Source organism: Kribbella sp. NPDC020701 (assembly GCF_055562215.1).
The window spans coordinates 1-19,820 of record NZ_JBVHFT010000025.1; the positions used below are offsets into that span (position 1 = coordinate 1).

The following is a 19,820-nucleotide window of genomic DNA, read 5'->3' on the forward strand; positions in this document are numbered from 1 at the left end:
CGCCGCCATGCTCGACCGGCTCCTGCACCGCTCCGTCGTGCTCAACCTCGACGGCGATTCCTACCGACTCCGCGACCACCACGCCCGCAACGACATACTCCGCCAGACCACCACCGGCACCCGCCGGCCGCTACAGTAACCACCACTCAGGGTGAGGAATTTCGATAAGCATCACTGGGGAATTCCGGCGAGCGCCATCAGCCGAGGAGGCCATCCACCTGGACCGCGCCTGCTCATTGTGGGAACAGGTTTCGCCAGGTGTGCGCGGCTCACCAGCCGGATACCTGGAGCTGCTTCGCCGGGCGAGCGACGTCTGCGGACGCGTGGGCCGGCTCAACTCGGCTGTCAGTCTGGCAGAACAGGCGTTGAACCTGGTCGATCGTGAATCCAAGCCGCTCCTGACGAGCACTCTGCTGGTTGCGTGCTGGAAAGCGAAGTATCAACGCTCGCTGCCCGGGAAGATGGTGGGCGACGAGCTCGTCGAAGCTGTCCGACTCACTGACCAATTCCAGAAGGCGCATGTCGGCGCGGGGGGTCGGTCTCCTAAACCGTGTATCGCTCGACTGAGCTCGAGCTGGCGACACACTTGCCGGGCACCGCGTTGGTCTTCGTCCGCCCTCCTCTCGCACGAAGCATGGTCAGACGACAATGCGGGATCCGAGCGAGCTCGCATCCAGACCGAGTCGGAGGAGTGGTCCAGGGAGACTCCAGCTACGTGCTGGCGATCACGTGATATCGAGCAGCCAGATCTCCGAGTCTGCTGGCGCATTTGGCTGGTTTTGCTGCTGAGTGATCTGTCCACGAGCCGTAGCGTAGGCCTCTGTCCCGCCTGTGATGGCCAACCTATTTGGCGGCTCGACGCTTTGGAACTGGCCACCAGACAAGTAGAACACTCCGTGTGCGGTGATCTGCCCCTTCAGCAGAGGAGTGTTGGCCAGGTCAGTGAACCTGAATACGACTTCGTAATTGAAGAGATAGCTGCCGGGCTGCAAAAAGACATCGTTCGGCTCAGCGACCCGAAGGGTCGTCACGAGTCCTGAGTACGTGCCTGCATGCCGCTGTGGCGGGGTCGGCGGCAAGCCGCCTCCCGGCGTGCTCGCGTCGATGCGTTCAAGTACGAGATTCTTGCTGAAGACGAACCGTCGGCCCGGCCCCTTAGGGGGAGGCCCCTGCACTGCCTCATTGACGGGGTCGGGAAGTAAGTTGCTCACAACGATTTGCATGCCGGGCACCTATCTTCGAGGGAAATGGGCCTGGCCGGCGGCCTTCAGACGCAGGGCCCTCCCGTCGCCTGAAGGCTGGGCCAGGGTCCGCGAGGGTGACCTCACCGGATCTGCAATTAGTCTGGCACGAATCCGTCTCACCCTGTAGCGCCTATCCACAGGTCACGAGCCGCTAGCTAGCGCAGCGTGTAATTGGTCTCTAGACGTATTGGTCTCGGTAATAGTGAGGTATGGCGAAGAGGGTCTGACCAGCGTTTTCGCTGGTCAGACGTAGAGCCGCCTGTCGGAATCGAACCGACAACCTTCTCATTGCGAGTCCGTTGCCCTGAGCCCCAACCACCCGACGACCCCCGACCTTGAGCAGTGATCGTGCTCAGTGGCCGGGGGGCGTTGACGACTGTTCAGGGTCCTTCGGGGGCACCGCCTTCTGATCCGTAGAAGCCTGAACAGCTCGATGCCCACCGCCGCGCTTCACACGCTACTGCTGCCAACGGTGCCGACCAACGCCCGTCGTTAGGGGTCGTTGGGGTCGGACTGGGGTCGGGGCCGTTGACAGCTTGTCGGGGTCTTTCGCGGGCCTCTACTCCAATAGAAGGAAGGCGGGCACCTCCATCATTGCTGCACCTGCTCGATGCACGCCTGGCGGACGATTCCGGCTAGCTCATCCTCCGTCCGGCTCCATGGTTCGCCCAGTTCATCGTCGATTCCCCACAAAGCGCCCAGAGGCTGTTCGAAGACCTCGGAGGCGTACCCGTTGCCAATCACAAGTTCGACGACTTGATTGACGGCCCAGGTCCAGTGGGCGCGGCCGCTGAGGTGCATGTTGGCGATGTGGTCGTATGCCACCTTGAGTGCGGCCTGCCTTGAGGACAAAGGGTCAACGCCCGCGTCCGCGAGAGCTGCCGGGAGGAGGTCGCGGACCTCACGGGTGTCCCGTCCACTGAGGCCGGCTAGTTCCGCCAGCGACTCACCGTCATAGCCCTGAACGAGCCAGGTGGCCGCCCACATCGGCACGGACTCTGCGCGCAGGGTGTCCAGGGCCAGCCACGCGGCGACGAGGGCGGGTGTCGGCGTCTCCCCATCCGGATCAATCCCCTGCAACATGGCGCCATTGTGCTCGGGTCGCGTGCCAGCGTCATGGGCTTTGTTGGTGCCCTCCGCACAGATCTCCCCCTTTCGTCTTCCCGTCTGCCGTTCAGCCCACGCGTAGCGCGATCAGGAGACGCCAGAGGGGCCAAGATGGAGCGCCCCACTGGACGAACGACCTTGGCCCGTCTGGTGGCTCCTGATAGGTCCTGACTGGGCTGGGCGGCAGGCGGGAAGACGCACCCCGACCACCTCCCAGGTAGCCGGCCGATTCCGACCCGTCATCCGGGGGTTCCGCTGGAGCAGATTCAGGACATCCTCGGGCACGAGGACCCCCGCACGACGAAAACCATCTATGTCGACGTGGTGGAGGATCTTCAGCGGGGCGCCGTGGACAAGCTCGGGTTGCTGTTCGAGCAGGACGGCGAGTGACGTTGGGGTCAGCCGTGGGTCAACCACCCTCAGGAACGCGAAAACCCCGGGTCATCCACCTGGCTGACCTGGGGTTTTGTTTGCGCGCTCGGAGGGACTCGAACCCCCAACCTTCTGATCCGTAGTCGAGTTCAAGGCGTCCACCCCTGACCACAGCACGCCCGAGCGCACCCACCGATCTGGCGGAATGTCCAGGGCTGTCCGGCCCGATCCGTGGCCGCTGTTAGCAAGGCCGTTAGCAAGGCGCTGGACGAGCTACTCATCACGAGTCCGTTGCCCTGAGCCCCAACCAGCCGACGACCCCCTACCCTGAGCAGTGATCGTGCTCAGTGGCCGGGGGTCGTTGACGGCTGTTCAGGGTCCTTCGGGGGCACCTCGGGGGCACCGCTCTCCGCCTCGCCCCACCACGGTTCAGTGACCACAACGCGGATGTCAGGCAGCGAATTGCGGATGCTCGTCAGCAGCTCCAGGCCCTCGCTCAGCCAAGTTGGATCCCCTGGCCCGTCGACAGGGATGCGATCCTCCTCGTACCGACCATGCCAGTTGCGAATCCGCTCAACCAGTACTGGCGGAAGGGCCAGCGCATCCAGGTCGACCGCCCGACCCTGCTCATCCCAGAGTGGCCCCTGACCGTAGTCGGGCCAGAACTCCAGCGTTCTCGTCACAGGCACAGTGTGCCGTACGCGGACGCTGTGACGCACAGACCCCGAGCAGCACCACTTACGTCTTCCCGTCTGCCGTTCAGGCGGCCTTCTAATCCGTCGGTCACCCTCTGCTAGACGGTATGGAGTGACCGCTTGGGGTTGCTGGGTGGTTGCGGGCCGGGGCCTCCCACGCATGTCGGATAGACGGAGCAGGCAGCCTCTACTCGGCAACCCATGAATCTGTGTGAGTGCGGCCCGGGCCCGCAACCCCGTCACGACGACGGCGTCACGTCATACCGTCTAGCCGGCAGCTATTTGCACGATGCAGGGATTGGCTGCGAGGTAGGCGAGGAGGTGCCCGTTGGAGTCGAGGACTACGCTGCTGACGCGTGGGTTCAGGTTGTCGGAGTCGAGCGTTTGTCCGTCTTCGGCATCGCGCAGCTCGACGTCGCAGCTGTCGTTGCTCTGGTAGTTCTTTACGCTCACGGTGACTTTGCCCGAGGTCGAGATCGCGAAGGCGTTGCTGTCGCTGCCGGACTCCGGTTGGGAATAGGGCAGCGTGGCCTTCCCGGGGCCGGACTGTGGGGCTATGGCGCAGCCTGAATCGTTGGATTCCCATCGGAGTTTGCCTGTCATCTGCATCTGGAACGACTTTCTGTCGTAGACGTGCTCGTGAATCTTCTGCTTGCCGGTGTCGGTCTGTGTGACCGAGACGGTGCAGCCGTGGGCGCTGTTGTCGTCCCAGATTTCAAGCCGCCAGGGGGTTGTCTCTGTGAAGATGCCGCTCGTTGGGCGTCCTCCTCCTGCTGGTGAGTCGCCAGGCTCGCGGATGAGCAGAGCGAATGTGGTCCCGGCTGCTGCGAGGACCACCGCCGCTGCGGCCGCGTAGACCAGGCGGCGGCCTCGTGGACTACCAGGCCATGCGCGCCGAGCTTGCCGTGTCTCCCTTGCTGATGCGACGTCGCCAGGCGCGGCCTTGCCGGGTGGCGGAGCGGAGTCGAGGAGTTTCTGAGCCGCTTCGGCGACGCTTGGTACGTCGGTGGCGGCAATCTGCCCGAGCGCGTTGCGCGCCGCCTGCGCCTTGGCCGGGTCGTCAGCGGCCAACCACTCGGCGAGGGCGGCAACCGCGCCGAGCCGGATCGTGGGCAGCGAACTGTCCATGCCGGTCTGCAAGGCCGCCGGCAACTCGGCGGGAGCGATCGTGATACCGGCAGGGCTACGAGCCAAAAGGATCGTCCCCTCGGCTCCGTACAGCCAGCGTTGCGGGGTTTGCTGGGCATCGGCGGCCCGGATCTGGTCGAACGCGTAGGTGTAGGCATCGTCCACGGAGATGAAGCCGTCGTGGTCGCTGTCGGCCGCGCCGGTCCGGATGCCTGCCACCAGCGCGCTGGTGAACACTGACCCGGGCATGGCCGAGCCTGGAACTGGCTCACCTTCGAACGAATACTCGCTGGCGCGGGAGGCAGTCAACACGACCCGGCCCCGGCCCTGGCCCTGGAACCGTTCGCCCAGTGCCAGGCCGGTGTCTGCTGCCTTCGCCCCCTGGGCGAACGCACCACTGAAGCAGCAGTCGAGCACGACCACCTGCTGCCGGGCCCGGCAGTCGTCCAACTGGTCGAGCAGCCACTGCGCCTCCACCCCCGTGGACGCCAGCCGGCCCTTGAGCGTGTCGGTCGCGGTGAAGTACAACCGCCGGCGCAGGTCGACGAGCCCGTGGCAGGACAGGTACACCAGCAGCAGGTCGTCGGTCTGGCGTCCAGACAGGAACTCCTCGACCGCCAGGCGGATGCCCTGGGCCGTACTGTCGACAACCGAGGTGACCGCAAAGCCGCCGATCTTCGGGTCGGCGAGAAGGTCGCGCAGGTCGGCCGCGTCACGTGCTGGTGCCCGCAGCCGGCGCAGTGTGGCGTCGGCATATTTGGTGGTCGCCACCACCAGGGCAAGCCTCCGCCCCGTGGGCAGGTCAGGCGCCGGCAGCGTGGCGTGCGAGCCAGGCATCGATGATCTTCTCCTGCTGCTCGGAGGTCACGCCGGTGACCTTCAAGACATCGCCGCCGTAGCTGACTTCCACCACCCGGTGCGTCCGTGCCGCCCAGCCGCGAACGACATCCACCACGGCACGCAGCCCGGCGACGGAGCCGAACTGCACTACGAGCCAGCCCGCGAGGATGCCCAGCCCTTTCGCATGTTCCGGTGATGTCGCCTCTGTGACCGGGTCGACCGCGGCCACATCAAGTTCCAGCAACTCCACCCGCAGCCGCCCGGTGAAGTCCTCCAGCTCGTCCTGATCACCGCCGAGCTCCGGCAGGACCTGCACCGTCAAACCCTCGAGGTCCACCATCTTCCCCTTCCCCACGACGGACCCACCAGCAGTCGCGCCAACGACCAGTGAAACTGGCTGTCAAGGACAGCCGCATACCTGGACTCGACGACATCGGCGCCGACCGCGCCGCCCTCGTCCCCCGCACCCGGTCCGCCGTTCCCCCAGTCACAACCCCCATCCCTTCCAAGGTACGCCGCCCGACACCAAGCGCGGTCATACCCGTGAGCGGGCGCGATCGAGCACCACACGTACTGAGACCCATACCAACAAGCTCTGCTCCGCACGTTGAGCCCGCGACACGGCCACCTCGCCTGGGAGCACCGCAGCACGGGCTCGGGGAACAACCCTGGGAGCGAACTGGCAAGCCTGGGCCGACACCCAGGGACCCCGGTGCGGCGGGCAGCAGACGAGGCACGCGGCACTCGCCGCGTGCCATGGTTCGTGCCATGAACTCGCGTCTAACAGAGAGACGACGCGCCTAAAGGGGGCCGATCCGCAACCTGCATAGGCTCGAGTCGGCCACTGTTGCCAATGGCGTGGCTCTCATAATCCCTGGATCAGAGCTCGAGTCCTGCACTCGATCGTTGGGAGGAAGAACACATCCAGCTCGGTCTGTAGCCAGTCTGGGCGGGCGGCTGGTCTGGCGGTCGACCTTCGGCGGCGCCTGTTGAGTTGGATGGTCTGTCACCTTGCTCGTCGAAGACGGGTCGATACCTGCGGGGTCATTGCCGGCGGTTCCGTTCGCAGGTCCCGAGGGATGGCGCACCAGCGCCTTCGGCCTTCACGCGGTGCAGACTGAGCGGATGCTGCACTTCAGGATTTCGTCGCCTGCGGCGAAGAGCGAGGCTGTGATCAAGGCGTTGTCGGATGACCCTGCCGTCAGCAGCCTCGCGGTGTTGCGCGGGGCGTCTGTTCGCCCGCCCGGTGATGTCGTCCTTGCCGATGTCGCCAGGGAGGCCGCTAATGACGTCGTGGACCGTCTGCAAGCACTCGACGTTCATCGCGACGGAAGCATTGACATCGAGCAGGTCCGGGCTTGGATGTCGCAGCGCGGGCTCGATGCGGAACGGCAGGCGCCCGGCAGTAGTGCGGACTCGGTGGTGTGGGCAGACGTGACACATCAGGCGTACGCGGAATCGGAGTTGAACTGGACCTATGTGAGCTTCATGACCATGGCCACGTTGATCGCCGGCATCGCAATTGTCGTAGATTCACAGATCCTCGTCATCGGTGCCATGGTGCTCGGTCCGGAGTTCGCGGCGGTCGCGGCGGTGGGGGTGGCTTTGGTGCGGCGTCGTTGGACTCTGATGACTCTTGCGGTGCGAACCCTGGTCAGCGGGTTTGTCATCGCGATACTTGCAACGACGCTGGCAGCGTTGGTCGGTCGGGCTCTTGGCTGGGTGACGGTCGAGGACTTGACGGCGCCTCGACCGGAGACGGCGTTCATCTACGAGCCGGACAAGTGGTCGTTCATTGTCGCCGTCATCGCCGGTGCGGCTGGCGTGTTGTCGCTGACGTCGGCTCGCGTCGGCGGCCTGTCCGGGGTCTTCATCTCGGTGACCACCGTCCCGGCGGCCGGGAACGTCGCCCTCGGTCTTGCCTTCGGCCTCGGTCATGAGATCTGGGGCAGCGGTCTGCAGTTAGTTGTGAACCTGTCGGGCATGGCGGTGGCCGGCTGGGCCGCGCTCGCGTTCCAGCAGGCTGTCTGGTCGCGGGTGTCTACGCGGCGGGCCCGACTGGCTGGCCGGCTACGAAAGAGCGGTCACCGTCATGACGAGTGAGGATCCGTGTTGGGATGAGGCCGGCCACACTGGAGTCAGAGTCGTCCCCTCCCGCGCTGGTTGCCGCGTGGGTGTTGGTCCGTCCAACATGTGCCAGTAGGCGATGTCGGAGAGGCGCCGTTTGGTGCAGCGCATGGCTTTCCATCGGGGTTGTGCCGCGGTGATTGGGGTTCCACTGCCTCAGGTGGCTGCTCCTGCGATCGCGTGACGCGTTCGTGACGCGAACTGGAGTCAACTCGTGCTGGCAGAGGTATCCAGAGGGGCTGTCGGCGCCACTCCCGACGCCTAGAGATGGCAGAGTCGATGCCATCGCGCAGCCTGTTAAAACTGCAGGCCGCCAGGTTGATGACGCGACAGCGCCTAAGCGTCGACCGCTCGGCTCAATGAGAGCTCAGCGACATGAGTCACCGTATGGGTTGACGGCACGCTCGAAATATTGGTCGTTCAGGCATGGCCTCGGATGTGACCGCCCAGGGCTGGTCTAAAGCGCGCAATCGCAGGCCGCCTGCGTCACGAATCGCGACCAGTAAGATCACCGGTGTCGCATGATCGGCGTCACGTGCGGCTGATCCGTCGTGCGGTCAGCACCGTCAGGCCGACGAGGGCAAGCGGGGCGACGATGCCGAGGACCGCGAAGGCCGCCGCAGATCCGATGTGGTCGGTCATCCAGCCGAAGTTCATCCCGAAGAACCCGGAGCTGACGGTGAGCGGCAGGAAGAGCACCGTCACCAGTGTGAGCCGTTCGCTGATCACTGCGGAATAGCGGTCGAGTGTGTCGCCAAGCAGCGCGTAGACCTGTGCCGCGGCGGCCGCGCTCGCCTCGAAGATCACTCCGGACTGCCGTAACCGGTGTCGGCCGGCGCGACTCAGGGCATCGGCCAGAGTGTCGTCCACGGTGCACATAACGTGGTGCGCGTTCCATAGCTGCTGGAGCGCGAAGAGGCGGTGCCGCAGCCCGGAGACTGTACGCCGTTGCGCGTCGGCGGCGAGACCGATCGAGCCCTGGTCGAGCCGGTTCGCCTCCGCGGAGAGGTCCTGGACGGCGGCAGCGGCCTGGTTGGCCAGCATCAAGAGCACTGCGAGCATCGCTTCCTGCGGCCCGCGACGTACCTGGGACACTGCCTCGCGCAGTACCGGCATGAGGGGCTCGGGGCACACCGCCACCAGCCCGCGCCTGCCGACGTGCAGGTGCACCTCCTGGCTGGTGAAGTCCTCAGCCGTAGCGAAAGCGACCAATGAGATCCGTCGCCCGGCCGCCTGCGCGACCGGCCGGCGATGCGACGAGGCCAGTGCTTGTTCGGCGGTGGCGGCGTCGGCGCCTACCCAGGCGGCCGCCGTGATCACCTCCCGGGGCGCGGAAGGGGGCACCACCACGCAGACTCCGCCCGCTGGGGCGATCCTGTACCGCTTGACTGTCGTGCCGTCAATAACCTCCACCGCTGTAACCTACGATCTGTTGGCTGCTCGATGGCTACCCGCCGGCCGCCGGTGCGCGCGCCGGCTTCGGTTCCGGCCCAGCGGTTCGATCTCCCACCGCCGGACGTCGAGGTCCGAGCTCGTGCGGCGGATGGAGAGCAGGCGGGAGGGACGCTCGAAGCGACCAAGCGTCCCTTTGAAGGCGGCGAAGGCGTGATTATGGAGCGTTTGCTGCGGCCCTGGCCCGCTCGTCGGCGTATGCCCGCGCGTCCATGGCATCGAGGGCTGCGAGCCGCGCGTTGTCGACCGTCCATGCGGCGTAGTCGATGGCGTCGGCTGCGTCCGCTTCGGCCAAGTCCGCGTCGGCGGCGGCCAGCTTGGCGTCGCGCTGCTCGTTACGCTTCTCGATCTTCGCCTTCACATCGTCCATCTTGGCCGACGCGTCAGCCCTCATCTGCGCCCACTTACTCTGCGCCCGCTCAGCGGTCTCCCCCGCCTTCTGTTCGACATCCTTGCCTGCCAGATCGAGGTCGACCTGGGCCTGGTCGATTCGCGAGCGCAGTTTGTCCCGCGACTCGCCGGCCGCGCTCTTCACCGCGGACAGCCCCTCGGCAGTGCGCTTCTCGAGAGCCTCGAACTGCGTGGAGAAATCCATCTCGTTCCCTCCCTTTACTCGACTCCGGGCCTGCTTCCGACAGATACAGCCAACTCCTGGTGAAGACCCATGACAACCCCGAGCCCACGATCTTCGAGGTCGACCGGAGCCGACCTTGCACGGGACGCCAGCGCCGCACCTGCGAGCCGGTGCCGCATTGCAGAAGTCCGAGAAAATCAGCGACCGCAGGGAGCGCCGAGGCAGTTGTTCGCTGGCCGGGTGGCACGTAGCGCAGACGGTTGCGTGGGGGGCACGGCGGCCCAGAATCGGAAGCCAGGCGGGGAAGGAACTCAGTGGGGCTGCGCCGACGAAGTCGGGTCATCGCCCGCAGGAGCGGCTTGCCCTCGGAGTACACGGCGTCGGCGGGCAGGGCAACGATGATCGCGGACCAGTCCACGCGGCCCCCCGGAGCCCTGGCCTGAATCCTGTCGGTCACCCGGGCACGCCGCCAGCTGCTGCCCGCCCGGCTACCTCCAGGGTCTACCGACGGCTGGCAGCTTGTCACGGGCTCCCCGCCGGTACCAGTTCATTCGGCAGCGGGTACGGGCGGGTATGTCACGCTCAGCAGTTCAGTGTGGGAACAGCGTGGGAACAAACAGGTGTCGATCCGAAGCAACTGGAGTCAAGATCGGCCGAACTGGTGATGGCTGGCTACGTCTGCCGGGGCGTATGTCGGTGTGGTGCGTCGGTTTCCTGAACCGAGCGTCACCTACCTGAACTGGCATCATCGGTCTGTGGTCGCGAGTCTCTCCTAGGGTCAGCTAATTGGCGGCGTGAAAGGCCTCGCGGATGTGGGCTGGGACTCGTCCGCGGTCATTGACCTCGTACCCGTTCGCACGAGCCCATTCCTTGACGGTGCGAGCATCCGCATCAACTGTGGTTCGGATGACCCGCCTGCCGCGTCTCTTCTCGATCGGCCGGCCTGCCTCGACGTACGGACGAAGTACAGCGCGCAAGGCTGCCGCGTGCCTGGTGCGGAGGTCGATCTCGTACGACGTACCGTCGAGGCCGAACGGCACGGTCTCACCCTTGCCGGTACGGATATCGCCGCCGTCGAGGTCGTCCGTCAGCAGGATCTCGACTCTTTGAACCATCGGGCGCCTCCTGGCCGTTGATGCACGTGCACACAGCATCGCTCACCACCCGCCCGAAGGGGCTCACCCGCCGCGACGCGATTACTCTTTGCTCTGCAGAACGGCTCGCGAGTGGGCGCACGCGGTGAGGTTCGCGGGTGCAGATACAGGAAGTCTGCGCCGGAGGCGCGCCTTGAGACATGAGAGCTCGATTCCGACGCGCGTCTGGGTGTCCGACCGGAGACGGTACTCCATCTGTCGATGGATGAACTGTGTGCGAGATGGAGACGCGCACGGTCAACGGGTGAGGAGGTCAGAAAGGCGTTCAAGCCTGAAAGTGCCGACGCCTAGCGAGGTTGGTTGCTACGGCATCATTGCCCCTCTTAATCCACAGGTTGTCGACGTGTGGCTTGATCGGGAGGAGCGTGTGCCGTAGGGACACGCTGACAAGGGGTGCCATGACTACGAGGGATGGCGCGAGGACCACATCACCAGGACGTCCGTGCCCCGAGGACGCCATCCCCGACAGCCCGCTCTGGTGGTACCTCACGTTGTCCGGGACCCATGTGACTGTGTCTGCCGACGACCAGGGCGGCTATCGCTACCGCTGCGCCGGTTGCAGGACGTTTTCGGACCGCGCCGAGGGCCGCGCGCGAACCTTGTCGCACGCGAATGAGCACGCTGCGCAATGTCGTGCGACGTCGCGCCCGCAGTCCAGACACGCCGCCGAGATCGCGCAGGAGGTAACTGCAGACGTCCGAGCAGAACTGCCTCGCATCGATGCGAGAGCTGCTGCGGGTATCGCTCTCTCAGCTGCCGTGCTGATCGGTATAACCAGCCAACCACAACCCGCGCCGATCCAGTACTTCGCTATCATCGCGGCAGCACTTCTGACCATAGCTTTACTCCTGTTCTTCACCGTTCTCCTGCCGGCGCCGGCCAGCGCTTCACGGGTCGCGATTCGCCGCTGGGCCGACTTCACGAACGGTGAGGATCTTGCTAATGAGCTCGCGACTTGGGACCGCGCCGCATATCACGCGTCACTAGCAATCGAGCTGTCCTCCGTAGTTCAGGCCAAACACAAGCGACTGACCCTCGCGCTCTTCTCAGGCGCGCTCGCGGTCTTATCCCTGGCCTCTGGAGCCTCATATGCACTCTTCCTAGGATTTCGCCAGCCAAGTGAAAGCCGGCAGCATCTGAGCAGAGGAGCCCAGCCGGCCCCTTCCGGGGAGAGGACTAGGGTTCGGGGCGAAGCCCTGAGGTCTTCGATGAGTGCTGTCCCCACCGGCGGCGGCCGTCCGAGGACGGCCCCCAGGGCCGCGGCGCAAGGGCGCCGTCCCAGCGGCGCCTGATCCGTAAGGGCCGCTTCCGGCAGGCTGTCCACGGCGACAGTCCACGGCGTCAGCTCTCGGCGGTTTGACGGCAGCTGCGAGCAGGCCTGCCCAGCTCTGCGCGATGGAGTCCATCGAGCAGCTGTGGAACACTTTGTGGAACGAACTGGCGAGTAACAGAGTTACTGGAGTCGATAAGAGCCGAACTCAGCGCGGTCCCTGAGGCTCAAATCGGCCCCTGTCGATGCGGTCCGGCGGCCTTCTAATCCGTTGGTCGCAGGTTCGGGTCCTGCCGGGGGCGCCTCCCAAACCCGATGGTCAGAGGCCGGTCTACCCACAAGCGCCTTCGCCATTACTGCTCCGCGCCCGGCAGGTCTTAGTAGCGTGGTGGCATGAGCGCAGATGGGCGGACGCGGGTGTGGCGGTTCCGGCATGTCGCCACGCGGTACGTGAATCCTGTGTCGAGACATGTCGCGGGGTGGCTGCCGGGGTTCGGGATCGTGACTTACAGCGGACGGCGCAGCGGGCGGATCTACAGCACTCCGCTGAACGTGTTCCGGCGGGACGACAGGTACTTCTTCTTTCTGACGTACGGGTCCGAGGCGCAGTGGGTGAAGAACATCCTCGCGGCCGGTTCGTGCTCGCTGAAGACCCGTGGTCAGGTCGTGCATCTGGTTGACCCCGAACTGGTCACCGACCCCGAACTCCGCCCGGCACCATTCCTGGTCCGGCTCATCGAACGCCGTGTCGCCGGAGTCACGCAGTACCTGACGATGCGGCCGGCACCGAGCATCTGAGCGTGTCCTGCCAGGTACGGGAGGCCCGCTCCGGCCCGAAGCACTACCCCGAGGCCGCCGACCACTCCGCGGCCTCGGGCGCGTGAGTGGTCACAGTACGGCGATCGGGTTGATCGGCGACCCGGTCGCGGTCGGCAGCCGGAGCGGCGCGATGACGCACAGGAAGGTCCAGTGCGCCGTTTCCTCGCATATCCGCACGAGGTCATCGAACTGGAGGTAGTCCAGCAGCATCACGCCGAGCGCGTTGATGGCGAGGACGTGGACGGGGAAGGCCACCCCGTCGGTCAGGCTCGGCGCGGTGTCGTTGTTCCCATCACCGCCCAGAACCGCGATCTGCCGCTCGGCCAGCAGCGGCATCACCTCCGGGTGCAGCCCGGCCCGGGCCGCGGCCGCATCCCAGGGCCCTCGCACCTCCCGCCGCTGCCGGTGACCCACCCGCACCAGCAGAATGTCGCCACGGCCGACGTGGACGCCTTGGTCGCGCTCCGCGGCCAGCAGGTCGTCGACGGTCACGTGGTCGCCGGGCTCCAGCCAGGCCACCCCGCGAGACCGTGGTACGTCGAGGAGCACCCCGCGGCCTACGATCCCGTCGGCGGCCACTCCGACGGACAGCTCGGTCGCGCCGCTCTCGGTGATGGTGTCCGCGGGCACCCCGTTGTACAGCTCGCCGTCGAAGATCACGTGGCACAGGGCGTCGAGGTGGCTGTCGGCGTTGCCGTGAATGTTCATCTCGATCCGGTCCATGCCGAACGCGACGCCTCGGCCGGCCTCCGCGGCCGGTGGCCCTTTCATCTGGTGCCGGGCGGGTTCGGGGTCGTCCGGCGTCACCCGTCCCTCCACCGGTGCGGCGAGCGATACCGCGCGACCCAGCCTGACTTCACCTGCGCCGGCCATGGTTCCGGCGGAAGTGAGGTAGTTCAACGCCCCTCGCCGGTCGTGAGGCCCCCAAGGGCGCTGGCTGCGCAGCTGCTCGTACAGCGAGCGGAACTCTGCCTCGGTCATCCGGCCCGGCGGGAGTCCGGCCTCCCCGGTGCCCGTACGTCCCCTACCGGTCATGTCGTCAGCCTCCCCGTTTTGCGCGCCTGTGGGTAGCCCGTCGCCAGATGGCCCACCGCGCAGCGAGTCCGGCGATCGCACGGCCACCCGGAGCATGTGCCGAACGACGCCGACGTCAAGGCCTCCGGCCGCTACGCGGTCGGGCCACGCCCGAGCCCTGACCCCCCACTCGGCACGCCCCGAACCCGGCGAACAAGCAGAAAACAGTCAAACACCCCTGACCGGCCGCCACTCCTTCAGGGATGACCTGGGGGTTTGGGTGGAGCCGCCTGTCGGAATCGAACCGACGACCTTCTCATTACGAGGAAAAACGAGAGCGTCGCATCCGCTCTCTACGAGCGCTTCTAGCAACACGGCCTCCCCCAGCGAGCGCGAGATTCCCCATGCGTATCCGTCATCTGGTGCTACGAGTCATGCCATGCACACGCTTGCGCCGCCGGGGGAGCCCCCCGGCGGCTGCTGAGATTGTTCAGTCGTCAATCTCCTGCCAGACCGCCTGCTCGTCGTGCTCCTCCCAGTCAGCGCCTGGCAGCGCGACAGCCCAGCTCGTCCATGTCCCGGCCGACCGGGCTGGGGCGGTCCTCACCCTGGCGCGGACGAACATGCCGGGCGTGAGCTCCACGGGCGAGCGCAGCGGGGCCGTCGTCATCCCCCAGTGCGTCGGCGGATCGCCGGGTCCCACCGACAGCGAGACGCCGGGCGCGAGTTCGGCGCTGAACCACAGTGCGAGCGCGTTGGCCGTCCCATGGTCGCGGACGGGCAGCACCGCCTCGGCTTGGTGAGGCGCCTGCGCCTGCTGAAGCGGGATCACGCCGGCGTCCGTCGCCCACAGCCGGCTCGCCTCGGAGCGCCTGTCACCCGCCGCGAGGTGACGAAAGGTACCGGAATAGAAGATCTCGTTGACGGTCTTTTCGATCAGGTCGTCGAACCTGACGCCGTACGGGTTGTCCCGCAGGAACTCCACCATCTCCGCGAGGTAGCGGTCGTGCACCAGCGCGGCCCACGCCGTGACCAAACGGGGGATCATGACCCCGCCCGGCTTGAGCCAGCGATCACGGGCGACGATGACCGGAACGAGCATCCCTTCGTCGATCCCGAACCCACCGAGCCACTCCGAGACGATCACATCGACACGCTCTGGCAGCTCGAGGTCTATAACGTCGCCGTGGATCACCTGGACGATCTCCGCGACCCCATTCGCGGCGGCAAGCTCCTGCGCCAGCACGGCGGCCGACGTCCGCTCCACCGCATAGACGCGCGCAGCACCCGCCCGAGCGGCGAACACGCTCAAGATGCCGCTTCCGGCCCCGACATCGAGAACAATGTCGCCGGGGCGCACCACCAACTCGATCGCACGCCGGAAGGCCCCGGTGCGGACGCGGTCACAGATCATCGTCCGGTGTACCTCGAATTCCGCATACATCGGGTCCGGCGGGTTCCTGATCGGCGTCCGCACGCCAGCATCGTAGCCCCGCCGGTGACTGGTGCACTCGCGGGCGCCAATGCCCGCCTAGAGGGCGTGGATCGGCCAGGAACTATGCGTAGATCTAGCTCCAGACCGCCAGCGGTCGATGACGGTGGATGTGGCGGCCGGGCAGCCGGGCTTGTTGGACGGACAGGGGCGTTTCGTGTCGACCCGGGTCGGCAAGCGGCCGACCCGGCGGTGCGCCGGGAATGTCATCGGCTGTTCCCGAGGAGATTTCTGCTCGTGAGGCGCACGCAACCGAGTGTGCGCATGACAGAAATCGCGAGCGCCGCGGCCCGCCGGGCTGTTATCGCGATCACGCAAATCACCCAGCCCGGGTGGTGCGCACGACGGCCCGGTGCGGCAACGTGGCTGGTGCGGACAGGTCGTGTCGACTGGTGATGCGGCGATGGACGCGCACTGTCCGGACCGGCGCAGGTCGGCCGGACGAACGGGAAGGAGTTCGCTATGGGTTTCAGGCGACGGACAAGGCGGCGCGCGCTGATTGCCGGAGCGGCGATCGCTCACCACGAGACCAGGAAGGCCGACGAGCGGCAGCAGGCCGACGACCAAGCACCCGACGACCAGGCACCGGCCGATGACCAGGCGCAATATGCGCCCCCTCCGGCGGACCCGGCCGACGAGATCGAACACCTCGCACAGCTGCACACCTCGGGCGCGCTCTCAGACGAAGAGTTCACCGCTGCCAAGGCGAAAATACTCGGGACATGAACGCGTGCCCGATTGCCAGAAGATGCCGAATACATCGATTCCCGGCAGGAACAGGTGGCTGAAATGAGTGGATCTCGCAAAGAGGTGCTGTCGAACGCGCTCAAGGCCGAGGTCGGCGGCGCATCGGCAGATCTGAAGACCCTGTTCACCGATGACGTCGTCGGCTGGTCACCCTACGCCACCGTGTTCGGGCTGGCAGCACTCGCTGAACTGTCCGCCCTCCGTGAAGAAGCGTTCTCCAACGTCGTGATCACGTTCCGGGGACTCGATGAAGTAGGCAACAAGGCGTTCGCCGAATGGCTCGTCGAATCCGACCACACCGGGCCACTCGTGCTCGGGGACACCGTGCTGGAAGCGACAGGACGGCACGTGCAGTTGCCCGGCGTCACCGTGGCCGACTTCCGCGAAGGGAAGATCCGGTCCTTCCGGACCTACTTCGACGACATCTCGCTGATCGAGCAGATCGCCGGTGTCTGACGAGCCGACCGCTGTGGAATTCCACGTCGAGGACCATCCGGATCCGCTCGACATCGACGTCCTCGAAACGCAGATCCGTCATGAGGCGTCCGCCGCCATGGGACTCGGCGGCGAAGCCGACCTGGCGATCTTCGTCCGCGACGCCGGCAGGGTCGTCGCCGGCATCAGCGGGTGGACCTGGGGCGACTGCTGCGAACTGCAGAGCCTGTGGGTGGAGCCGAGTCTCCGTGGGCGTGGCCTCGCGACGCGGCTCCTCGCCGCTGCCGAAGCCGAAGCGGCAGCCCGCGGGTGCTCGCAGACCGTCCACTTCACCTACGCCTTTCAGGCCCGGGCTCTCTATGAGCGGAACGGCTACGAACTAGTGGGTTGCGTCGAGGACTTCCCATCCGGAACGGACGTCCTTTGGTACCGCAAACGCCTTGAAGGCTGCGCGGATAGATGCTGAACAGAGCCTTCGTGCCCTCGCCAGTCGCACACCACGTTGATGGATGTGGCAATCGCTATGAACCGACAATGCTACGCATGCCGGAAATCGTGCCATCCGCACCTGATCTGCGATTCCTGCTCCCGGACTGGTTCCGGTTGAGGTCGACGCCGTCGGCGGTGGTGAGCTGCCCGTCGCCGTCGTTGTCGCGCGCATTCTTACGCCACAGCCGGTTGGCTGGATCGAAGGTGAGGTCGTATCCGTCAGGGCTGACGCCTGGGATGAAGTAGACGTGTCGACCAGACATGAAGAACCCCAGGCCACGCTTGTGACCTGGGCCCGAGTTGGGCCGATTTAGTGCGCACCCTGAGCGGCTTCTTGCACCGCGGTCGATGCAGATCTCGGCCTCGATCGCGCATGTGGGACACGCGTAGAGCCGGGCACACCGCGTGTCGTCTTGACACATTCGATCGCGGAGACCGCCAGGGTCGTCCTCGTATATCGAGCGGCTCGCCTGACACCCGGTTCAGGGCGACCCGACTGCACCGATGGTTGCCCGGAGCAACTGTCGACGTGTCAATGATCGGCCTTGATCCCGCCTGCCTCGCGTTGATTGCTCGATGGCGGGGTCTGCGCCCAATAGGTGATCAGGCTGGCCGCGCGGTCCTCGGCGATCTGGGGCTTGTACAAGGCCAAGACGGTGCAAGGGCGACTGTCTCGCCAAATGAGCAGGCAGCCGATGTGACCGAAGGCATCCTCCACATTCTTGCCGAAGATGGCGAGGAACAGCATGTTGCCGAGGATGTGGCTCCAGCTTCCATGCAGGAACATCGCGGCAAACCAGCTGATCGCCCACGGCTCGGCCAGGGCACTGCTCCTGTCGGTGGCGATGTCGATGGAGGCTCCGGCACGCGGTCGAGCGTCCCGGCGAACGATGGTGCGATGTGACTAGTGGAGTTGCCGGAGGGCGGTGCGGATGTCGGTGTCGGAGGTGTCGGTTGGCAGGAGGGTCGACGGTATGCCTCTGCTGTCGAGGAATCCGATCACTCCGGACTGGCTCGGATCGATGCCCGCGGCGTCGCTGAGCCATACGGCGGGCTCAGTGGCCGGGTAGCCGACCGGGACCGGCAGCTGGCCGGCCTTGCGTTGGATCTCGGCTGTCGGCGCGGGATGCTCCTTGTCGCCGATGGTGTCCCAGGTCAGGCCGATCACGGTTGGCGACTTGCCGCCGGAGGTGAGCTTGGCCAGGCGACGGACTGCGGGGGCAACGTCGGTGACGTCGCCGGCGGCCACAACGACCGGTTTGCCGGTGTAGTCGGCCCAGCGCAGTTGTCCGCCGCCGAGACGCGGCACGGTGAAGGCCGGCATACCCCCGGAGGCCGGGTCCAGTGCCGGATCGTCGTACAGTCCCGGTCCATGCTCGCCTGGGCGATGGCCGCATGCGGCGTCGATGAGCTTGAGTTTCGACGCCGGCGGAGGTGGCAACGTCCCTGCCGCGGCCGACTCACCAACCCGGCGCAGTTCCTTCGCGGCCTGCGCGGCCAGCTCGACGTCGCCGGGCGTCGTACCGACGCGGATCGCGAGCGGGCCAGTGAAGACGACGACCGAGTCACCGGCGAGGGAGACGGTTGGTACGCCGTGAATCGGGGCCAGTCGCGAGCACCCGACAACATTCTGGCCAAGCGGGATTTCCCCGGCGCCGACCTCGATACGTGAGCTGCAAGTGCCTTCGCTGCAAAGGGATCCGTAGCCGACGCTCAATGACTGGCCGGGGTCGAGGGAGGTATCACCCTGCGCCTCAGTGCCCCCGGTGAAGATGATCGCGTCCTCCAGCGGCAATCCGTGGAATTCGGCGCCGAGGTAGTAGATCGGTGTCGAGGTGGTGGCCGCGATCTGGCGGAGCCGGGCCTCGGTCTTTGCCGGCCCCGGTCCGGACGGACCACCGCCGGCTGTCGAACTGTCGCCGCCGCCAGGTGGCATCTTCGTCGAAAACGTGTCAGGAGCGATCACAGGGGCGAACGTCACCTCGGTCAATTTGTCCGGGCCGCCGTCCGCCAGGACCAGGCCGGTCTGCTCATCCAGAGCGATCTCCCGCGCGTCCATCGGCTCCGCCGGCGAGTCCTCAGCCGGCACCACCTTGTCGCAGTGATAGCGCACCGCTGTCCGGCCGAAAACTGTCGCGGTGCCCAGCCGCCTCGCTGCGCGACACAGCTCGGCGAACTCCTTCGTGCCGGGCCGATAGAAGAACGTGGCTCCGGGGAACTCGTCCTCGCTCGGGTTGTCCTGCTGCTGGTACTTCGGATCGCTCTGCGGGTCGTAGGAGAGCAACACCTTGCCGTCCCACACGACATACGCGCCGGCGTCTGGTCCAGTGAGTACCGTCTGCCGGAACCGCCTGTTTCCGTCCACGATCAACTCGTACGACCCGGCGTCGTCGGCAGCCGTTCCGCGCATCTTGACCAGATCAGGCGGCACCGTTGCCGAAGGCGACGCAGACCCGCTCCCTGATTGTTGCCCGCCACAACCACCTGCCGCCGCGACGGCGAGCACGACCGCCACGACGAACATCTTCGCTTGCTTGGCCCGCACAGTCATCCCGACTGCGCTCCTCCCCTGTCGATGATCCTCCAGGGACCGGCGGGGGCGACCGGCCATGATCCCGTGGTTCACCCCAGACCTGCCCCCTTGGCGCACGCAGCACGGCTTCAGCTCAGTCTGCGCGCGGACACGCCGGCACGGGCTGAGTAATAATGCTCAATTCGCCCGGGAGACCGTGCCAGATTCGGCCTGACACTCCAAGCGGGACACCATCGTCGCTGCCTGTCCGGCGCCGTGGAATCAATCGTGGTGCGAAATCGCGTCAAAGAGAGTCGACTGGCCGGGCCAGAATCCCTTCGAACCCAGA

Annotated in this window: 20 protein-coding genes and 1 tRNA gene; 8 read left to right on the forward strand and 13 right to left on the reverse strand. The window is 66.2% G+C overall.

The window, feature by feature from the left end; translation table 11 throughout:
- Nucleotides 1-7 precede the first annotated feature (7 nt).
- Entirely contained in the window at nt 8-139 is a 132-nt protein-coding gene (locus ACZ3HV_RS39595; protein ID WP_465692587.1) for a hypothetical protein, read from the forward strand.
- A gap of 586 nt (nt 140-725) precedes the next feature.
- Here the strand turns inward: ACZ3HV_RS39595 and ACZ3HV_RS39600 are convergent.
- From ACZ3HV_RS39600 to ACZ3HV_RS39620, 5 genes are all read right to left on the reverse strand, one after another.
- Nucleotides 726-1,223 (reverse strand): hypothetical protein, encoded by a 498-nt coding sequence (locus tag ACZ3HV_RS39600; RefSeq protein ID WP_465692433.1) that lies wholly within the window; start codon nt 1,221-1,223, stop codon nt 726-728.
- A 612-nt stretch (nt 1,224-1,835) separates the two neighbouring features.
- The gene (locus ACZ3HV_RS39605) at nt 1,836-2,327 is read right to left on the reverse strand and encodes a hypothetical protein (protein WP_465692435.1); all 492 of its coding nucleotides are present in this window, start codon (nt 2,325-2,327) and stop codon (nt 1,836-1,838) included.
- Nucleotides 2,328-3,067: 740 nt separating this feature from the next.
- Entirely contained in the window at nt 3,068-3,406 is a 339-nt protein-coding gene (locus ACZ3HV_RS39610) for a hypothetical protein (RefSeq protein ID WP_465692437.1), read from the reverse strand.
- Between the two features lie 279 nt (nt 3,407-3,685).
- Nucleotides 3,686-5,383 (reverse strand): caspase family protein, encoded by a 1,698-nt coding sequence (locus ACZ3HV_RS39615; RefSeq protein WP_465692439.1) that lies wholly within the window; start codon nt 5,381-5,383, stop codon nt 3,686-3,688.
- Entirely contained in the window at nt 5,349-5,726 is a 378-nt protein-coding gene (locus ACZ3HV_RS39620) for a hypothetical protein (protein WP_465692441.1), read from the reverse strand. Before ACZ3HV_RS39620 ends, ACZ3HV_RS39615 begins: the two co-directional genes overlap by 35 nt.
- Before the next feature lie 671 nt (nt 5,727-6,397).
- On the opposite strand from ACZ3HV_RS39620, the gene ACZ3HV_RS39625 reads away from it, so the two are divergent.
- A complete protein-coding gene (locus ACZ3HV_RS39625) occupies nt 6,398-7,489 on the forward strand; it encodes a DUF389 domain-containing protein (RefSeq protein WP_465692443.1) in 1,092 nt (363 codons plus the stop codon).
- 555 nt (nt 7,490-8,044) lie between these two features.
- Here ACZ3HV_RS39625 and ACZ3HV_RS39630 read toward each other — a convergent pair.
- From ACZ3HV_RS39630 to ACZ3HV_RS39640, 3 genes are all read right to left on the reverse strand, one after another.
- Nucleotides 8,045-8,863, reverse strand: a complete 819-nt coding sequence (locus tag ACZ3HV_RS39630; RefSeq protein WP_465692445.1) for a CorA family divalent cation transporter — start codon at nt 8,861-8,863, stop codon at nt 8,045-8,047.
- Between the two features lie 259 nt (nt 8,864-9,122).
- Nucleotides 9,123-9,560, reverse strand: a complete 438-nt coding sequence (locus tag ACZ3HV_RS39635; RefSeq protein ID WP_465692447.1) for a hypothetical protein — start codon at nt 9,558-9,560, stop codon at nt 9,123-9,125.
- Nucleotides 9,561-10,321: 761 nt separating this feature from the next.
- On the reverse strand, nt 10,322-10,654 hold the full coding sequence (locus tag ACZ3HV_RS39640; RefSeq protein WP_465692449.1) for a histone-like nucleoid-structuring protein Lsr2: 333 nt from the start codon (nt 10,652-10,654) through the stop codon (nt 10,322-10,324).
- Between the two features lie 437 nt (nt 10,655-11,091).
- On the opposite strand from ACZ3HV_RS39640, the gene ACZ3HV_RS39645 reads away from it, so the two are divergent.
- The 3 genes from ACZ3HV_RS39645 (at nt 11,092) to ACZ3HV_RS39655 (ending at nt 12,761) form a co-directional block, all read left to right on the forward strand.
- The gene (locus ACZ3HV_RS39645) at nt 11,092-11,985 is read left to right on the forward strand and encodes a Pycsar system effector family protein (RefSeq protein ID WP_465692451.1); all 894 of its coding nucleotides are present in this window, start codon (nt 11,092-11,094) and stop codon (nt 11,983-11,985) included.
- 213 nt (nt 11,986-12,198) lie between these two features.
- Nucleotides 12,199-12,265 (forward strand) — tRNA-Arg (locus tag ACZ3HV_RS39650).
- Between the two features lie 91 nt (nt 12,266-12,356).
- Nucleotides 12,357-12,761, forward strand: a complete 405-nt coding sequence (locus ACZ3HV_RS39655; protein ID WP_329475423.1) for a nitroreductase family deazaflavin-dependent oxidoreductase — start codon at nt 12,357-12,359, stop codon at nt 12,759-12,761.
- 90 nt (nt 12,762-12,851) lie between these two features.
- Here ACZ3HV_RS39655 and ACZ3HV_RS39660 read toward each other — a convergent pair whose 3' ends face one another.
- Both ACZ3HV_RS39660 and ACZ3HV_RS39665 read right to left on the reverse strand, forming a co-directional pair.
- Nucleotides 12,852-13,817 (reverse strand): cyclase family protein, encoded by a 966-nt coding sequence (locus ACZ3HV_RS39660; RefSeq protein WP_465692454.1) that lies wholly within the window; start codon nt 13,815-13,817, stop codon nt 12,852-12,854.
- Between the two features lie 469 nt (nt 13,818-14,286).
- Complete coding sequence (locus ACZ3HV_RS39665) at nt 14,287-15,273, reverse strand: 50S ribosomal protein L11 methyltransferase (protein ID WP_465692456.1); 987 nt, start codon at nt 15,271-15,273, stop codon at nt 14,287-14,289.
- A gap of 477 nt (nt 15,274-15,750) precedes the next feature.
- Here ACZ3HV_RS39665 and ACZ3HV_RS39670 point away from each other — a divergent pair, with 477 nt between their 5' ends.
- The 3 genes from ACZ3HV_RS39670 (at nt 15,751) to ACZ3HV_RS39680 (ending at nt 16,936) form a co-directional block, all read left to right on the forward strand.
- Nucleotides 15,751-16,014, forward strand: a complete 264-nt coding sequence (locus ACZ3HV_RS39670; protein WP_465692458.1) for an SHOCT domain-containing protein — start codon at nt 15,751-15,753, stop codon at nt 16,012-16,014.
- A 63-nt stretch (nt 16,015-16,077) separates the two neighbouring features.
- Nucleotides 16,078-16,491, forward strand: coding sequence for a nuclear transport factor 2 family protein (locus ACZ3HV_RS39675; protein ID WP_465692460.1), 414 nt, complete (start codon nt 16,078-16,080; stop codon nt 16,489-16,491).
- Entirely contained in the window at nt 16,484-16,936 is a 453-nt protein-coding gene (locus ACZ3HV_RS39680; RefSeq protein ID WP_465692462.1) for a GNAT family N-acetyltransferase, read from the forward strand. The genes ACZ3HV_RS39675 and ACZ3HV_RS39680 overlap by 8 nt, the downstream gene beginning before the upstream one ends.
- A 55-nt stretch (nt 16,937-16,991) precedes the next feature.
- Here the strand turns inward: ACZ3HV_RS39680 and ACZ3HV_RS39685 are convergent, their stop codons facing one another.
- The 3 genes from ACZ3HV_RS39685 to ACZ3HV_RS39695 form a co-directional block, all read right to left on the reverse strand.
- Nucleotides 16,992-17,222 carry a M14 family zinc carboxypeptidase gene (locus ACZ3HV_RS39685; RefSeq protein WP_465692463.1) on the reverse strand — a complete coding sequence of 77 codons (231 nt, stop codon included), beginning with the start codon at nt 17,220-17,222 and terminating at the stop codon, nt 16,992-16,994.
- A gap of 269 nt (nt 17,223-17,491) precedes the next feature.
- Entirely contained in the window at nt 17,492-17,851 is a 360-nt protein-coding gene (locus ACZ3HV_RS39690) for a rhomboid family intramembrane serine protease (protein ID WP_465692588.1), read from the reverse strand.
- A gap of 12 nt (nt 17,852-17,863) precedes the next feature.
- Nucleotides 17,864-19,510, reverse strand: a complete 1,647-nt coding sequence (locus ACZ3HV_RS39695; RefSeq protein ID WP_465692465.1) for a hypothetical protein — start codon at nt 19,508-19,510, stop codon at nt 17,864-17,866.
- Between the last annotated feature and the right edge of the window lie 310 nt (nt 19,511-19,820).

Coding starts and splice junctions, on each gene's coding strand:
- ACZ3HV_RS39595 (WP_465692587.1), top strand. CDS start 8: ATGCTCGACCGGCTCCTGCACCGCTCCGTCGTGCTCAACCTCGACGGC.
- ACZ3HV_RS39600 (WP_465692433.1), bottom strand. CDS start 1,223: ATGCAAATCGTTGTGAGCAACTTACTTCCCGACCCCGTCAATGAGGCA.
- ACZ3HV_RS39605 (WP_465692435.1), bottom strand. CDS start 2,327: ATGTTGCAGGGGATTGATCCGGATGGGGAGACGCCGACACCCGCCCTC.
- ACZ3HV_RS39615 (WP_465692439.1), bottom strand. CDS start 5,383: ATGCCTGGCTCGCACGCCACGCTGCCGGCGCCTGACCTGCCCACGGGG.
- ACZ3HV_RS39620 (WP_465692441.1), bottom strand. CDS start 5,726: ATGGTGGACCTCGAGGGTTTGACGGTGCAGGTCCTGCCGGAGCTCGGC.
- ACZ3HV_RS39635 (WP_465692447.1), bottom strand. CDS start 9,560: ATGGATTTCTCCACGCAGTTCGAGGCTCTCGAGAAGCGCACTGCCGAG.
- ACZ3HV_RS39640 (WP_465692449.1), bottom strand. CDS start 10,654: ATGGTTCAAAGAGTCGAGATCCTGCTGACGGACGACCTCGACGGCGGC.
- ACZ3HV_RS39645 (WP_465692451.1), top strand. CDS start 11,092: ATGACTACGAGGGATGGCGCGAGGACCACATCACCAGGACGTCCGTGC.
- ACZ3HV_RS39655 (WP_329475423.1), top strand. CDS start 12,357: ATGAGCGCAGATGGGCGGACGCGGGTGTGGCGGTTCCGGCATGTCGCC.
- ACZ3HV_RS39660 (WP_465692454.1), bottom strand. CDS start 13,817: ATGACCGGTAGGGGACGTACGGGCACCGGGGAGGCCGGACTCCCGCCG.
- ACZ3HV_RS39670 (WP_465692458.1), top strand. CDS start 15,751: ATGGGTTTCAGGCGACGGACAAGGCGGCGCGCGCTGATTGCCGGAGCG.
- ACZ3HV_RS39675 (WP_465692460.1), top strand. CDS start 16,078: ATGAGTGGATCTCGCAAAGAGGTGCTGTCGAACGCGCTCAAGGCCGAG.
- ACZ3HV_RS39685 (WP_465692463.1), bottom strand. CDS start 17,222: ATGTCTGGTCGACACGTCTACTTCATCCCAGGCGTCAGCCCTGACGGA.
- ACZ3HV_RS39695 (WP_465692465.1), bottom strand. CDS start 19,510: ATGACTGTGCGGGCCAAGCAAGCGAAGATGTTCGTCGTGGCGGTCGTG.